This is a genomic window from Microbispora sp. H10670 (genome assembly GCF_014161385.1).
GTDB lineage: Bacteria > Actinomycetota > Actinomycetes > Streptosporangiales > Streptosporangiaceae > Microbispora > Microbispora triticiradicis.
The window spans coordinates 169,488-184,930 of sequence record NZ_JABBWW010000017.1 but is presented as its reverse complement, the minus strand read 5'-3'; the positions used below and the strand labels follow the sequence as shown (position 1 = coordinate 184,930).

Genomic DNA, 15,443 nt, shown 5'->3' with positions numbered 1-15,443 from the left:
CGTGGATGACCAGCTGAACGTCACGCAGCGTCCGTGACGAGACGTCGACGTCCCAGCCGCCCTCCTGCACGCGATAGTAGGGATACATGGTGTCGAGCTCCTCGGCGGCGTCGCCGGTAAGGAGCAGCGCTCTGGGCACCTGCTTCTCCTCGCATTGGGGGCGGGTGAGGTGGATCCAATCCGATCCGATCCGGTTGCGTCAGCATTCCCCGGCCGGGCCCGCCCGTCAAGCCTTTACCGCCATTCCGTCCGAACCCTTGACTTCGTCGAACAACCGGCGGAACCGCTCGCCGGACAGCAGGATGTGCCGACGCATGGCGCAGGCGGCGGCGTCGGGGTCACGCGCGGCGATCGCGGCCAGAACCCCCCGAAGCGCTCGCTCGCCTGCACACGCACGTGCACCTGTTCCGGCTTCTCCACGACACCCAGGTCACTCACTTGGCCATGGCCGAGCACGAAACAGGCCCTCGGCCTCCATGCGGTTCAGAGCGTCCCGGATCGGCGTCTGCGAGACCCCCAGCTCTCGCGCCAGGACGTCGATCGTGACGCGGGAGCCAGGCTCGATCCGTAGCGACATCAGGAGGACTTCCCAAAACCAATTTGGATGGTGTTTCAGTACAGGCCGTACACTCGGAATACCTCCAGTTTGGTCACGGTGCGTAGCGCTGCGGGGAAGTCCTCCGGTGATCGCCGGAAGCCGGTTTCTGCCGTAACGCGAACAAAACCATTACCAACGCCGTATAACAGCGGCAGCACCCGGGGCCGACCCGTCGAAGCCTCCCACTCGGCCATCTGCGCCAACTGCTCGTACAGCCAGTCAACTTGCCCTTGATCAAGACCGGTCATACGCTCGCTGCGCGGCGGCCGGCCATCGGCCGTTTTGATCAACACAATCCGAATGATCAATCATCCGGCCGCCGCTTCCGGCCCCGACACACGCGACCGGCCCCAACAACCTCAAAGTCACCGACCGTCACATCAAGATACGTAATAGCCGAGTTTCGGGAAGTCCTCCAGCTGTCCGAGCAACGTGTCGTACGCCTCGTCGGCAAGCCGGCCGCGGGATCTTCCCGGCGGCGTTCCGCCCGTCCTGGCCTCACGGCCCCGCGCGATCGTCGCTTCGTCGTCCATCGTGACGTGAGGTCCCTTCTAGCGTCTTCGCGAACCTTGTTGACATAGCTCGCGACGCTGCTGCACGGTGACGACGACTCGGATCGTATAGGAAAGGTGACGGATGCTAGCCATCCTGAACCATCGCGGAACCGCCCGCCAGCGCCCTACTTTGAACCGCCCCGGCTTCGGGTGGAGACCTCAGGGGTTGATTTCCAGCGGGTTCGCTGGGGTGGTGTTGAGCGTAATAGAGAGCTTCGTATTCGTCCGGTGGGATGGTGCCGATGGAGGAGTGCGGCCGATCTGCGATTCCATCAGCGCGTTGTCCAGCGCATCCCCGACCGTGCCGATCGAGGCGTCGATACCGGCGGTCATCAGGTGGGCGGTGAAGCGGAAACTGGTGTATTGACTGTCGGCATCCGAATGATGGATGAGGCCGGGTCCGGTGAAGTGTCCGGCGCGGTCGCGCCGCCACGACGCCATGTCCAGGGTGATGTGCCTCGGGTTCCGTGGAGTCGGCTTGGTTGGCTGTCATGCCAGCTGGGTGTTTGCGTAGAGCATCTCGTACTCGATCGGGGTGCGCATCCCCAGGGCGCTGTGACGTCGTTGGCGGTTGTGGAAGATTTCCAGGTACTCGAAGATCGCGTTCGCCAGCTCGATGCGGTTGTTCCATCGCCGGCGATTGAGCAGTTCGGTCTGCATCCGGCCCCAGAACGACTCGATGACCGCGTTGTCGAAGCAGTCACCGATCGACCCCATCGACGGCACCAGCCCCGAAGCCTTGGCCCGCTCGGTGAACGCCCAAGAGGTGTACTGAACCCCGTGGTCGGAGTGGATCACCGTTCCAGCCTGCGGGTTCCGGTTGTGAATCGCCATGCCGAGCGCATTGGTCACCAGGCCCGCGGTCTGGGTGGAGTCGATCGACCAGCCCACCACCCGCCGGGGAGTAGGCATCCAGCACGACACAGCAGTAGACCTTGCCCTCCCGGGTCGGGTGCTCGGTGATGTCGGTGACCCACAGCTGATCCGGACCGGAGCGGGCGAATAGCCGATCGACCATGTCGGTTGCCGTCGGCACCTGAGGGACCGGGCGCCGTCGGCGGTTACCGGGCAGCCCCTTGATGCCCGCGCGGTGCATCAGCATCGTCACCTGGCCATGCCCGACCGCGACGCCCCGGCCCAGGGTGAGCTCGGCATGCACGCGGGGGGCGCCGTAGACGCCGCGGGAGGCGGCGTGGGCCTGCCTGATCACCTCGGTCAGCCAGGCGTGCCGTACCGATCGCGGCGACGGCGGGCGAGAGCGCCGGGCGTAGTAGCCGGACTCCGAGGCCCGCATGGATGCGCTCTTGCCTGCGCCAGTTGTAGATGGTCTGGTCGCTGATCTGCAGATCGGCGGCCACCTGGCGCACGGTGCGGCCGGCCTTCAGTAGGTCCAGGACTATGCGACGGAACTCGGGGGGACAGCTCCTCGGCATGCTGACCTCCCTCGGGGGTCGCGGCATGCCAGCCAACCAAAGGGACTCCACGAAAGCCGGTGAACATCACCAGCAGGCTCGTCTTCCTCGGCCCCTGAAAGCCAGAATTACGGCCCGCAGACCCGTCCACGGAAACGGGGTGAGGTGGGCCACCCTTTCGGCGAAGGGTGGCCCGTTTCCTTTCTGGTCGTTTCCTTTCTGGCGTCCCGCCTCCGGCTCAGGACTGGTTGAACAGCGAGAGCGTCAGGGTCGAGTGGTACTCCCCGGCGGCGACGTCGACCCCGGTCCGCAGGGCCAGGTCGGCGTTGACCTTCGAGGTGCCGATCTCGTCGGTGGAGTTGGCGGTCGAGATGAGCAGCTCCTGGCCCTTCAGACCCACGGCGGGCGCGCCGGTGCCGTCAGAGACGACACTGGAGACCGGCTCACCGGCCGACACCGCACCGGTGGAGGAGCCGGTCAGCAGGTGCGGCTTCCAGCCCAGGTACTCCGGGCCGATGACCTTGGCCGGGTCGCCGGCCGCGGTGAACGCACTCGCCTGGCCCACGACCGCCCAGTACTCCCCGGCGGGGATCTCCTCGGGGGTGCGGGTGTCGGTCACCGTGACCGTCGGCAGGGTCCCGGTGAACTGGCGGGCGGCGGCGTCGGAGCCGTTCTCCTGCAGTGATACCCCGTCGTTGTCCGCCACGGTCATCGACAGCTGACCGGGAGTGGTGGTGGGCCCGATGTTCACCGAAACGTCGATGCCGTCACCGGGGGCGTCGTCCGCGACCGCGGGACCGGCCACACCCGCAAGCGCAAGACCGAGCACCGACGCGGCCAGTATCTGGGCAGTTCTCGTGGTCTTCACGTAATCGCTCCACTTTATGGGGGGCATGGGGGCGGGGCCGGCCGGCCGATCGTCCAGACGGCCGACCGGCCGGCCCCATTTCAGTACGGCTCGTTCAGTAGGGCGGTGGCCCCGGTGCGTACACCGCTGGGTGCTTACACCGTGGCCACCGCCGACCTGGTCCAGCTACAGCGCTAGCCGCAGGTGATCGCGTTGTAGCCGGCGTCGTAGGTCGAGGTGACCTGCTTGCCACCGATCGTCGCGGTCCCCTTGACAGTCACCTTGCCCGCGCCGATCTGCCCGGCCCGAGCGTTGAAGGACTGATAGGCCTGCTTGCCCGGGGCCACGTCGGCCACGGTCGTGGAACCGTACGGGGTCGTCAACATCACGTCCGCCGGCACATCGCCGTCGTTGACGGCCGTCACCGCCACGTACGCCGACGTACCCACGCAGCGGGACGAAGCGGTCACGGTCAGCGGAACCCGCGGAGAGGAAATGGTCACCGTGAGGGTCTTGACGTCCTCGACGTTGCCCGCCTTGTCCGTCGAGCGGTAGGCCAGCGTGTGCGAGCCGTCGCCGGAGACGACGACCGGCCCGGTGTACAGCTTCCAGTCACCGCCGTCCAGCTTGTACTCTGTCCGGTCGATCCCGCTGCCCTTGTCCTCATCGACGGCGGTCAGCGTGACCGTGACCGGACCGGTGAACGAGCCGCCCTCCGGCTGCGCCGGGTCGGTCGTCGCGGTCGTCACCGGCGGCGTCTTGTCGGCCGCGGCGACCGGGCTGAAGCTGAACCGCTGGTTGTCGGCGTTGTTGCAGGTCCACTGGATCACTGCGGCGCCGTCGGCCTTGGAGTTGCCGTTGATGTCGAGGCACAGGCCACTCACCGCCGGATTGACCTGGTAGGCGTCTCCGGACTGGATGAGGTAGAACCGCTGGTTGATCTGGTCCTTATGTCCGTCGGGATGGCAGGAGTACTGGACGAGCTGGGTGCCCGTCGCGGTCGAGCCGCTCGGCACGTCAAGGCACTTGCCGCTCTTGACGTTCTTGAGCTGGTAGGCGCCCGCGGTGAAGGGAACGGCCTCCCACTGCTGCTCGCTGCCCTGCGTCGCGCCCATCTGAACGATCTTGGCATCGTCGGCGGTCGAGGCGTTCTGCGGCGTGACGTACTTGCCGCTGCTCTTGGGGGAGATGGTGTAGACGCCCTTGGCCCCTCCTCCGACCGTGACTGTCGCGACCATGCCTGCCCACTTCTTGCCGTCGTAGCCGGAGTGGAGCCTGCAGATGACGGTCCAGGTCCCCTCCCGATCGAAGGTGTACGAGACCGGCGGACCTCCCGGCGAGACGGCGCCCTTGGTGACCTCGAAGATGTCGCCGCCGTTCGGGTCCGGATTGCCGCCGGGCGGCACGAGCCAGACATCGTGCGGCATCCCCGCGTCGGGCACGTTGAAGTGCCAGGTGACGGTGCCACCGCGGGCGATCTCACAGTTATCGGGATTCCACCCCGTGCCCGTGGCGTAGATGTCGCACGCCGTGGGGAGCGTCCTGCCGCCGTCGAGCACCGTGAAGACGGCGCTCTGCGACGCGGAGGTGTTCCCGGAGTAGTCGGTGGCCCGGTAGTCGACCGTGTACTTCCCCGGGTTCTTGAACAGTACCGGCGCGTCGTAGGCGGTCCACGCTCCGCCGTTGACGCGGTACTCAACCTTTTCCACGCCGGCACAGCCGACATCGGTGGCGTTGAGTTTGAGCGTGGCCGAGTCGATGTAGGCGTTCTGCTGGCTGGGGTGGGCCCGGCCCTCGATCTGGTGCGAGACCGTTGGCGCCTGGGTGTCCTCCGTGCACTTGCTGGAGGGCTTGAACTCGATCTTGACCAACTCCATCTTCGCTGTGGAGTTGAGCTGAGCGCGGCAGCAGCCGAAGGTCCAGCGCCCCATGTAGAGGGCGCCGTCGGGCCCGAACTTGGTCGGGATCACGAAGCTGCTGTTCGGCGTGCCGAAGTGGTTGACCGGCAGCCAGTCGTTGACCCGGAGCAACTGGTTGTTGTCCTGCCGCAGGCGCGCCTCCTTCCAGAACCCGTTGTCGGCGCCACGGTTGGTGATCAGCCACGAGCCGTCGTAGTAGGCCGGGAAGGCGCCGGGGCCGAAGCTGTCCTTGTATCGATAGACCGGACCGGTGACCGGCTGCATGCCCCCGGCGCCCAGGTCGCCGAAGTCCATCGGATTCTCACCGCCGGGGTTGCCGGGGTACTTGCGCCAGATCGTCGCTTTCTTCGCGGGGCCTGGGATTTCATCGAGGCCTTGGAATGTGGGCTGCGAACTTGTACCGCCCGGCGGGGCCCAGTTGAGGTCGGCCGGGATCTTGTCGAGCGAGCAGTCGTACTGCTGACCGGTCGAGGAGTTGGTCGCGTAGTCCCAGCGCCACGTGGTGTTGGTCTTCGAGTTGTCGCCGACGCAGAACGGCCAGCCCTGGAAGCCGGGCTCGTCGACTAGATCCCACTCGCAGGTGCCGGCCGGGCTGCGGTCTGCCTGGTCCACCGAGTTGTCGTGGCAGTACTCGCCGACGACGACCGTACCCGGGTGGGCGGGGTCGGTGTGCACCGTGAACGGCTGCCGGAAGCCCATGGCGTAGATCTCCGGCCGGGTCTTCGGGGTCCCCGGCGGGAACATGTTGCCCTTCGGAACCGTGTAGGTCTTGTCCAGGCCGGGGTCGGCGGCCTGTCCTGCCGGGATGTCCTTGATCGGCTTGATGCGCAGGACCTTTCCGCGCAGGTCGGCGGTATTGGCCGCCGTCTTGCGTGAATCCCAGCGCTCGGAGGCGCGATGGTCCATCGGCACGTAGCGGTTGTGGCCGGACGCGTTCGGGGACACGTCGTCGCCGACTCCGAGGTAGAGGTTGCCTTCGGAGTCGAACACCAGGCTCGCGCCGCCGACATGGCCGGGGCCGTTGTCGGTGGGGCCACCGGGGAAGCCTGAGGGGTTGCCCGAGATCTTGGCCTTGGGCACGCGCAGGATCTCCCGCTCATCGTATGGATGTGCCGGGTCACCAGATGCTTGTGCGGGCTCGAACGCGGTGCCGGTCTCGTTCAGCGTGAAGCGGCTGATCAGGTTGTAGCCGACCGTTGTCTGGTTGCCCGTGGTCGGCCAGTCGGGGTTGCGCGGGGAATAGTAGACGTAGATGTCGCGCTTGCTCGGATTCGATAGGTCGAAGCCCGGCTCCAGGCTCATCCCCAGCACGCCGTCCTCGGAGTTGCCGTGGTCGGCGCGGGTCGGGATCGTCGCGACCGTGGTCGAGTTGTTCGGCGGGCCGTTCGGATCGTGCATCTTCACGTAGCCCTGGGACTGGTAGCCCGTTGTGGGGCCGATCTCGGTCCAGTAGAGCTTGCCGTCCGCTGCCACGTCGAGAGCCATCGGGCCGTTCGCATTGTCGACCAGGGTCGTGCGGGTGAAGTTCGACCACACGGTGCCTGAGCAGTCGGTCTTGTTCCCCTCGCCGGCGACCCAGCGCACCCCTCCGACGATCTGCTTGACCAGCGGGTTGTCGCCGCCGTTCTCGCTGTAACGGACGCCGAAGTGGCCCTGCGAGGTCACCCAGCTCCGGCCATCGTCGTAGGGCCGCGGGGTGTTGGTGCCGTCCTTGACCCTGTCGCCGTCGTAGAGCTTGCACCACGTCGTGGGGTGGTCCTGGCCCATTTTCTGGCTGCCGGTGTTGTAGGTGCGCTCGTCGAAGGTCTCGAGCACGTGGTGGGTCCCCCGGACGCTGCGGACAAAGTTGTAGTGCTCGTCGGCGAGCTGGTAGGTGTCGGGCAGGTCTTTGGTGGAGAGGTGGTTGTGGTCGGCAACCTGGACGGTTGCGGCGTTGCCGGTCGCCGACCCGTTCGAGTGGGCGGTCATCGTCGTGCCGATGACGCTGTCCGGCCCGCCGTCCCACCAGTCCCACACGGACACGCCGGCGCCGGCGTCGGTCATGTTGTGCACAGCCGCGATCCCGCCGCGGTTCTGGGTGAAGCGGATCAACGCGTCGCGCTGTGCCTGGTCGAAGAGCGGTCCGGGCCGACCGCCGCCGGCCCACGACCACGATGCGTTCAGGAACAGGACCGCGTTGTATCGGGCCAGGTTATCGTCGGTGAAGATCCGAGGGTTCTTGTCCGGGTGGTTGCAGTTGTTCGTGCCGCCACCGTTGTTGTCGCAGTCCTCCCAGTCGACCTCGTAGCCCGCGGCCTGGAGAGCGGCCTGGACCACTGGGCGACCGTTGTCGATCGCCTCGGCGTGCCGATACCCGGTAGTGCCGGTGTAGATGAGGACCCTCCTGCTGCCCTCCGCCCGGGCAGAGGCCGCGAGGAGGGCTCTACTCGCTTGCCCGGTGCTCGTCGCCGGGGCAGCAGCCGTCAGGGGGGTGCTCTCCGCTTGGGCGGCGGTCACAGGGGCGAGCATCTGAGCCCCCAGAGCGACCGCGGTCAGTGCGACTAAAGAACGCCTCACACTCCGCGCGGGCGGCGCGGCGTTCCGCATACCACTCACTTCCTCTCCCAATGCGGCGGCGACCAGCCCCGCGGCCGGAGCGATGTGGTTCGACCGCCTGAAGGTCAAGACGTAGCGTCTGCGCCTTTTGTCTAGATGTCAAGGACTTTCGTCAGCGAATCACCAAAGCTGGTACTAGTAATTCCACCCTTTTGTTTACCAAAGATGTTAGTTGTCTTGATCGAGGTAGTTTCGTCCGCTAGCGTCCCCGCTATGAGCGGGCAGAGGGTTCACCGGCGGCTTCTCGGCGTCGCTGCGGCCACGGTTGCGATCGCCGTCGGAGCAATGGCTCTGACCGGATGTAACGACGAGTCCGGGGAGGCGAAGACGCGGGGGCGCGACCTGACCGCCCTTCAGTGCCCGATGGTGGAGGCGGGACAGAATGGTGGCGTCAGCCAGTACAGGCCCGCGGAGAACGCCTTCGATACGGCGGAGCTGCTCGGGTTGGAGCTCGCTGAGGCGCGTGAGAAGGCGGCCCGTCACAACTGCGGAATCATCGTTTCGCGCGAGGACGACAAGAGCCGGCCCGTACCGATAGAGATCGACCCGACCAGGATCTACGTCTACGTCGTGGATGGCCTCGTCAGCTATATAGAGGGGGTCGGCGGTGGGCTCTAAGGTCGGCGACCCGGTGCGACCTCCCACCAGGGCTTCCGTAATCTCCGTGGGTCGGCGGTCACGGTGGGTCGTGATCGCGGTGTGGCTTGCGCTCGCGATGCTCGCGGTGCCGCTACAAGCCAGGCTCGGCGAGCGGGCCGCCGACGAGAGCGAGACCTTCCTCGTCCGGGGATCGGAGTCGGCGACGGTCAAGCAGATCATCGACGAGCGGTTCCGGCGCGGCAGCGAGACAGCGGCGGTGATCGCCTACTTCCGCGAGAGTGGGATCACCGCGGACGACGGACGGCGCGCCGACGCCGACGCCCTCGCGCTGTGCCGGTCCGGCGCGATCCCGAACTTGACGATGATCGCCACCCCGTACCAACGCGCATGCGGCGAGACCGATCCGCTCGACATGAGCCCGGGCGCTTCGCTGCTCACCTCACCCGACGACACCGTCATCTTGAGCACGGTCCTGATGACCGACGACTCGACGCCCGACATCGAGCAGGCGGTCGCGGCAATCCGCGAGATAGTCCCGCCGGCCGCCGGCGACGAGAGCGGATTGAGGGCCTTCGTGACCGGCCGTGCCGGCTTCGAGGCCGATCGAAAAGCTGCGCTTGAAGGGATCAACGGGACCCTCTTGGCAGCCACGATCGCCGTGCTGCTGCTCCTGCTGCTCCTGACCTACCGCTCGCCGCTGGTTGCGCTGGTGCCGCTGGCCGTCGTCGCCCTCGCCTATCTCGTCACCGCCGGCCTCGCCTACGGACTCGTCGCCGCTGGCCTCACCGAGGTCAGCGGCCAGACGACCGCGATCCTGATCGTGCTGATGTTCGGTGCGGGCACCGACTACTGTCTGCTGATCGTGGCGCGGTTTCGCGACGAGCTGCGCCGGGCGCGGGACGTCGAGGAGGCGATGGTCGCCGCCGCCCAGGGCACCGCCCCGGCGATTTTCTCCGCCGGGGCAATCGTCGTCGGCGCGATGCTGGTCCTCGCCCTTGCCGACTTCAACGCCATGCGCGAGATGGGCCCGATCCTCGCCCTCGGTGTCGCGATCATGGTGTGTGCCGGCCTGACCCTTCTGCCCGCGGTGCTCACCACCCTCGGACGACGGGCGTTCTGGCCCGCTGTTCCCCGCCCCGAGCCCGAGCTCGCACCTGCGGTCACCTTTTGGGGGCGTGTCGCGGGCCTCGTTCACGCACGCCCGGGGGTGATCGCCGCGGCGGTCACCGCTCTCCTCGCCGCGGGCGCACTGGCCGGCATCGGCGGGCGTCCGGCGCTCGACTTCTCCGAGTCCTTCCGCGAGGCGCCGGACTCGGTCCGCGGCCAGCAGGTGATCCGCGACCACTTCATCCCCGGCCGGGCGGCGCCGCTTCGCATCGTCGTAGCCCACGAGGTGGGCGGGAAGGTCCAGAGCGCTCTCACCGAAGGCCCGCACACACCCGTCGCCGATATGCACGCGGTGGCCAGGTCGGTCGGGGCGGACGGCGACTCCCTGGGTGCGGAGGCTCAAGGCCAGCGAAGGTCCGCGACGGACTTGCTCATCTTCGACGCGGACCTGCGGATGGATCCGTTCTCGGAGCAGGCCACCGACGCCGTCCCGGTGCTGCGCGAGGTCGCTGAGCGCGCGGCTGACGGCCACACCGTCCTGATCGGCGGGACCGTGGCCGAGAACTACGATGCCCGCCAGGCACTCGAACGTGACACCAGGCTGATCGTCCCGGTCGGCCTTGCCCTGATCCTCGTCGTCCTCGCCATGCTCCTGCGCGCGGTGGTGATGCCGCTCTATGTGATCGCGACCGTGATCCTCTCCTTCGGCTTCGCCCTCGGTGTCGGTTCCCTCATCTTCACCCACATCCTCGGCCAGCCGGCCTCAGACCCGAATCTGCCGATGTACGCGTTCATCTTCCTCGTCGCCCTGGGCGTCGACTACAACGTGTTTCTCCTCAGCCGGATCAGCGAGCGGCGTCGACAGCACGAGACCCGCCGCGCGGTGACGGAGGCCCTTGAGCGGACGGGCGGCGTGATCACCTCCGCCGGCCTAGTGCTCGCCGCCACCTTCGCGACTTTGATGGTGCTTCCGATGGAGGCGCTGTTTCAGATCGGCTTTGTGGTCACCCTGGGCCTGCTTGCCGACACCTTCCTCGTCCGGGCCCTGCTCGTCCCCGCTCTCGCGGTGATGCTCGGCGAGCGAAACTGGTGGCCGTCCAGGCAGACCGCTGCCCCGGGCTGACGTCGCCGGTGCTGTGACCTCTTTGCCTGGACTTGGTGATCCACGCGGGGCCGGGAAGGTCGGGCGGGGTCGGGGTGCCGCCACTGGCGAAACGTTCGGGATAGGCCGTCTGGGCGGCGGCCAGGACCTTGGCGCGCCGGTCGCGGACGATGGGACTCCGGTTCACCACGGACATGGGCACCATCGCCCAGAAACGCTGGCCGGACCTTCCCGAATACGTCGCGGTGCCGAGTTGGGAACTCGCAGGGGTGAACTACTGCAAATACTACTTCTACGACGAGTACGCGGTAACGAAGAGCTATCCGTTCGCGTCAACCAAGGAAGGTGCCGGCAAGCAGGACGGCAACTACTCCATTCGGGCGGTTTCTGACGACGACAACGTTATCCACGGAAGAGCTCTCAACAGGTTCTATTCCGATTACCGGGTCGTGCCCGGAGAGAAGTTATGGGTCAAGGTCGATAGCTAGTCGAGTCTACAGGGGTGGGGGCGGTCGCATGATCGCCCCCACCCCCTGTCGCTGAGAAAGTCAAAGGAGCAGGACAATGGACATGACGCGGGCACTGCCCACGGAGAGTCAGTGGGACCTCCTGGACGAGTACGACTTGAACGCCTGCTTCGATGCGGCCTGGATCGACACGGAGGACGTGGAGGAAATCGCTGGGCGCTTCCGCGCAGATCCAAGCTCTGGAATTCCTTGTGATCTCAAAACTGCATTCCGCCTGGCCGGCCATTGCGGGCAAGACACTCTGGTTTGGATCGGGACGCACTCGCCGGGCTGGTCTGTCGCGATCACCCTGGGCGGCGCTTTCACAGTGCGGGATGAGGTCGGTGCGGGAGGACGGCTCATCATCACTTATCGGCATATGGCCGAGTTGGGCGAGATCCACGATGAGGGAATGATCTATTACCAGGACGGGGAGTTCATGGGCACAGTGGGGGTGGAAGGGTTCCGGGAGTACGTGCACGATCTGGACGGATTCGCTGACTTCCAGGGGGAGGTGGAAAATTACCTCATCCTCGCGGGGCGGGTCACGGGCCGTTTTCTCGACCGGGCCTGGTTCGCGGTGCCGCGTGTCCTTTACCGCATTCCCAGGGGTGCGTGGCCTCGCATTCGCCACTGAGCCCGGTGTCGCAGGAAAAAGGCCAGGGCGATCGCATGGCACACGAAAGGCGCGGGCGCCTCCCCGGCATGTTCAGCGGAGCCGACGCCGGAAGGGAGAGGGCAGAGGCGGAGCGGGTGCGAGCCGTACGCGCACGTCCACGGCCACCGTTCCGCCCGGCGTCACGATGACGGGGTTGAGGTCGAGTTCGGCGATGTCGGGCTGGTCGTCCATGCGGCGGCCGACGCGGACGACCTGATCCTCTAGCCTCGGGCTTTCGTGCTGAATTTCGCCGAGGTTGATCGTTTACATGAGTAAAGTGCCTTTGAACTGGGGGGATCGGGCTTGTCTAGAGTCCTGTCCGCGCCAGATCAGAAGGCACTTTTCGCGTGAAGACTATCGCGTCCGGCCCCAAGATTCTCGCCTCCGCCGACGGCAACGGCCTCATCTCCCAGGCTGGGGGCCTGCTGCTGGTGGAGACATTGCGCATCACCGGCTTGGACCGGGCATTGTCGGCGCAGCTGGGGCGGTGGCGACCTGCTCGCGCCGTGCACGATCCGGGCAAGGTCATCACTGATCTGGCGGTCACGCTCGCTCTGGGCGGGGACTGTCTGGCCGACATCGCGATGCTGCGCTCCCAGCCGGAGTTGTTCGGCCACGTGGCCTCCGACCCGATGCCTGCTGGCCGAGCTGGAGATCGCCATGGCCCTCTGCGGCGCCACCCTGCCGTCCGACCTCACCCCCGGCCTGCTCACCGGCGGCTCCTGAGCTCGTGGCGGCGCCCCTTGTGGCCCGGCACCGGCCGCCGCGGCGGACCAGGCCGCGCCCGGACGGCCGGTGGTCCGCGTGTTCGCGAAGACCACCGGCCGCGCCGTCGTGCCGGCTAGGAGCCGAGCGTGACGTGGAAGATCTTCTCGTTTCCGTTGTTCGGGATGCCGTCCTTGTCGCCCTGGGTGCTGGTGGTCAGCCACAGGCCGCCGTCGGGAGCGGGCTCCACAGTGCGCAGCCGGCCGTAGGTGCCGTTGAAGAACACCTGCGCGCTGGGCAGGCTGCTCCCGCTGATCGGCACGCGGTACAGCCGGGTGGCGCGCTCGCAGGCGATGTAGATCACGTCGCTCACGATGGCGATGCCGGAGCAGGAGCCCTCCGCCACGGGGTAGGTGCGCTTGGGCGCGATGTACCCGGCGGTGCCGCAGGTGCCCGTCGTCCCCTCACACGCCGGCCAGCCGTAGTTGCCGCCCTTGGTGATCAGGTTGGTCTCGTCCATGATGGAGTTGCCGAACTCCTGCTCCCACAGCCGGCCCTGCGAGTCGAACGCCAGCCCCTGCGGGTTGCGGTGCCCGTAGCTCCACACGTAGGTGCCGAACGGGTTGTCCGACGGCACGGTGCCGTCCGGGTTGAGCCGCAGGACCTTGCCGTTGAGGCCGTTCAGGTTCTGCGCGTTGTCGCCGTTCTGGGCGTCGCCGGTGCTGGCGTACAGCTTGCCGTCCGGGCCGAACCGCAGGCGGCCGCCGTTGTGGTACTTGTTGCGCAGGATCCCGGTGAGCAGGATCTGCTCAGAACTGAGGGTGAGCTGGTCGTTCTCCAGCTTGATGCGGACGATCCGGTTGTCGGTCGACGTCGTGTGCATCATGTACAGCCAGTGGTCGCTGGCGAAGGTGGGGGCGATGGCCAGCCCCATGAGGCCGCCCTCGCCGTCGGTGTCGTCGACGTTCGGCACCGTGCCGATGGTGGTCTTCGCCCCGGTGGCCGGGTCGAGGTGGATGATGTCGTGGACGTCCCTGCGGCTGTAGAGGATCGTGCCGTCGGGCAACGTGAGCAGACCCCACGGGAGGTCGGTTTCGGTCGCGATCTGCGTCACCCCGCACACCGAGTCGGCGCACCCCCCGCCGGTGGTCACGGTCGCGGTGTTGCTGCGCGACGAGACGTTGGACTGCGCGTCGCGGGCCACCACGTAGTACTGGTAGCTCGTGTTCGCCGACAGCCCGCTGTCGATGAAGGTGGTGGCCGGCGGGTTGCCGGTGACCGTGCCCACCAGCGCACCGCCGCGGTAGACGAGGTAGGCGCGGACTCCGACGTTGTCGGTGGCCGCGGTCCACTGCAACGTCACCGTGGTGCCGGACGCGGAGCCGGTGAGCTGGCTCGGGGCGGTGGGCGCCTGGGTGTCGGACTGGCACTGCGGTGGCGTGATCGTGACCGTCGCGCTCGCCTGGGAGACGTTGCCCGCCGCGTCGCGCGCGTTGACGTACAGACCCCACGTCGAACCGGGGACCACGGTGAGGGTGGTGGATAGGGTGGTCCCGCTCACCGACTTCATCAGCTGGCCGTCGTGGTAGACGTCGTAGAACGCCACTCCGACGTTGTCGGTGGAGGCGCTCCACGCGAACGTGACCGAGTCGCACACCAGGCCGCTCACCCGCGGGTTGCCCGGCACCGTCGGAGGCTGGGTGTCGGCGCTTCCGGTGGACGTCGTCCACTTCTGGTTGCTCTGCCCGTTACACGTCCACAACTGCACCGGGGTGTTGTTGGTGGTCCGGCCTCCGCTCACGTCCAGGCACATGCCGGACTGCACGCCGACGATGCTGCCGTCGGAGTTGATCCGCCACTTCTGGCTGGCCGCCCCGGTGCAGGTGGAGATCTGCAGCGTGGCCGGGGGCGTGGTGTCCTGGCCGACCACGTCCAGGCACCTCGGGGAGCTGTACACCCGGAGCTCTCCCGCCGTGGTGGAGGTCCACGTCTGGCTCGCCTGCCCGTTGCAGTCGTAGATGGTGACGCGGGCGCCTGGCGTCGTGGAGTTGCCGGCCACGGTCAGGCAGCGGCCGGACGCCACGCCGACCACGGTCGAGGTGGCCGCCGACGCGGGCGCCGAGCTCGCCACGATCATGGCGGCCACCGAGGCGAGCGCGGCCACGAAGGCGGCCAGAGCGCGCGGCCACGGCCGACCACGGGTGGTTAAGGCGAACATTCGTATCAGTCCTTACCGGGGTCGTTCGAGGGTGGGGTTGCCAGGGGAGGGGTCTCGCGCGGCGCCGGCGGGACCGCGGTGCGCGGTCACCACCGAGAAGCCGGCCGGCGCAGTGCGGCGACGGCGCGGCCCGGGCTCGGGGTACGGCGCCGCCGACCGCACCCCGTGAGGTCCGTTCGCTGCCAGATCCAGCAAAATGCGACGGAGTCCATCAGGATTGAACAACACCTCTCTGACAATGCTGTCAGAAATATTGTCACGACTCCCGACGAATGTGGCATATCGGATTGCCCGCTCACCGAAGCCGTCCGATGGCGGGCGGCACGCCAGGTCCGGCGACGGGGGCACCTCACGCGGGTGACCGCGCCTTGACGTGGGACTCGGCCGCGGGTGGTGCCTCTGCCTCGCATGGGACGCCACCTGAAGATCATCGATCCCGAGATGAAACATTCACCGCCCGCCCGCTCCCCGAACCAGACCAGACCGCGAGATCGCGACGGACATGATCCACGCGCTGCGGTCGGCGAAGGGAGCGGGTGCACGAGGGCGGGAACACGCAGTCACACCGGACCGGCTACTGAGCACAGCCTCTAACCTCGGGCTTTCGTGCTGAATTTCGCCG

11 protein-coding genes and 3 pseudogenes are annotated in these 15,443 nt (G+C 67.3%); 5 read left to right on the top strand and 9 right to left on the bottom strand.

The window, feature by feature from the left end:
• Positions 1–430: 430 nt before the first annotated feature.
• The 7 genes and pseudogenes from HHX33_RS37745 to HHX33_RS23185 all read right to left on the bottom strand — a co-directional run bounded on the left by HHX33_RS37745 (position 431) and on the right by HHX33_RS23185 (position 7,826).
• Positions 431–577: a GntR family transcriptional regulator gene (locus tag HHX33_RS37745; RefSeq protein WP_182876466.1), complete on the bottom strand. Its 147-nt coding sequence runs from the start codon at positions 575–577 to the stop codon at positions 431–433.
• A gap of 35 nt (positions 578–612) precedes the next feature.
• On the bottom strand, positions 613–891 hold the full coding sequence (locus HHX33_RS23210) for a hypothetical protein (RefSeq protein ID WP_182876485.1): 279 nt from the start codon (positions 889–891) through the stop codon (positions 613–615).
• An 87-nt stretch (positions 892–978) separates the two neighbouring features.
• Positions 979–1,131, bottom strand: a complete 153-nt coding sequence (locus HHX33_RS23205) for a hypothetical protein (protein WP_220502114.1) — start codon at positions 1,129–1,131, stop codon at positions 979–981.
• A 276-nt stretch (positions 1,132–1,407) separates the two neighbouring features.
• Positions 1,408–1,548, bottom strand: a pseudogene (locus HHX33_RS23200) (IS3 family transposase); the annotation flags it as partial.
• A gap of 93 nt (positions 1,549–1,641) precedes the next feature.
• Positions 1,642–2,585, bottom strand: a pseudogene (locus tag HHX33_RS23195) (IS3 family transposase).
• Between the two features lie 217 nt (positions 2,586–2,802).
• The gene (locus HHX33_RS23190) at positions 2,803–3,432 is read right to left on the bottom strand and encodes a hypothetical protein (RefSeq protein WP_220502113.1); all 630 of its coding nucleotides are present in this window, start codon (positions 3,430–3,432) and stop codon (positions 2,803–2,805) included.
• Between the two features lie 173 nt (positions 3,433–3,605).
• Positions 3,606–7,826 carry an OmpL47-type beta-barrel domain-containing protein gene (locus HHX33_RS23185; RefSeq protein WP_182876465.1) on the bottom strand — a complete coding sequence of 1,407 codons (4,221 nt, stop codon included), beginning with the start codon at positions 7,824–7,826 and terminating at the stop codon, positions 3,606–3,608.
• A gap of 312 nt (positions 7,827–8,138) precedes the next feature.
• On the opposite strand from HHX33_RS23185, the gene HHX33_RS23180 reads away from it, so the two are divergent.
• From HHX33_RS23180 to HHX33_RS23165, 4 genes are all read left to right on the top strand, one after another.
• Positions 8,139–8,543 (top strand): hypothetical protein, encoded by a 405-nt coding sequence (locus HHX33_RS23180; RefSeq protein WP_182876464.1) that lies wholly within the window; start codon positions 8,139–8,141, stop codon positions 8,541–8,543.
• A 70-nt stretch (positions 8,544–8,613) separates the two neighbouring features.
• On the top strand, positions 8,614–10,755 hold the full coding sequence (locus HHX33_RS23175) for an MMPL family transporter (protein WP_182876463.1): 2,142 nt from the start codon (positions 8,614–8,616) through the stop codon (positions 10,753–10,755).
• 173 nt (positions 10,756–10,928) lie between these two features.
• On the top strand, positions 10,929–11,222 hold the full coding sequence (locus tag HHX33_RS23170; RefSeq protein WP_182876462.1) for a hypothetical protein: 294 nt from the start codon (positions 10,929–10,931) through the stop codon (positions 11,220–11,222).
• Positions 11,223–11,298: 76 nt separating this feature from the next.
• Positions 11,299–11,877, top strand: a complete 579-nt coding sequence (locus tag HHX33_RS23165) for a hypothetical protein (RefSeq protein ID WP_182876461.1) — start codon at positions 11,299–11,301, stop codon at positions 11,875–11,877.
• A 72-nt stretch (positions 11,878–11,949) separates the two neighbouring features.
• Here HHX33_RS23165 and HHX33_RS23160 read toward each other — a convergent pair whose 3' ends face one another.
• Positions 11,950–12,144, bottom strand: a complete 195-nt coding sequence (locus tag HHX33_RS23160; protein ID WP_310741483.1) for an acetate--CoA ligase family protein — start codon at positions 12,142–12,144, stop codon at positions 11,950–11,952.
• 101 nt (positions 12,145–12,245) lie between these two features.
• Between HHX33_RS23160 and HHX33_RS36405 the strand changes: the two are divergent.
• A pseudogene (locus HHX33_RS36405) lies at positions 12,246–12,530 on the top strand (transposase); the annotation flags it as partial.
• Between the two features lie 209 nt (positions 12,531–12,739).
• Here HHX33_RS36405 and HHX33_RS23150 read toward each other — a convergent pair.
• A complete protein-coding gene (locus HHX33_RS23150) occupies positions 12,740–14,821 on the bottom strand; it encodes a PQQ-dependent sugar dehydrogenase (protein ID WP_182876458.1) in 2,082 nt (693 codons plus the stop codon).
• Positions 14,822–15,443 lie beyond the last annotated feature (622 nt).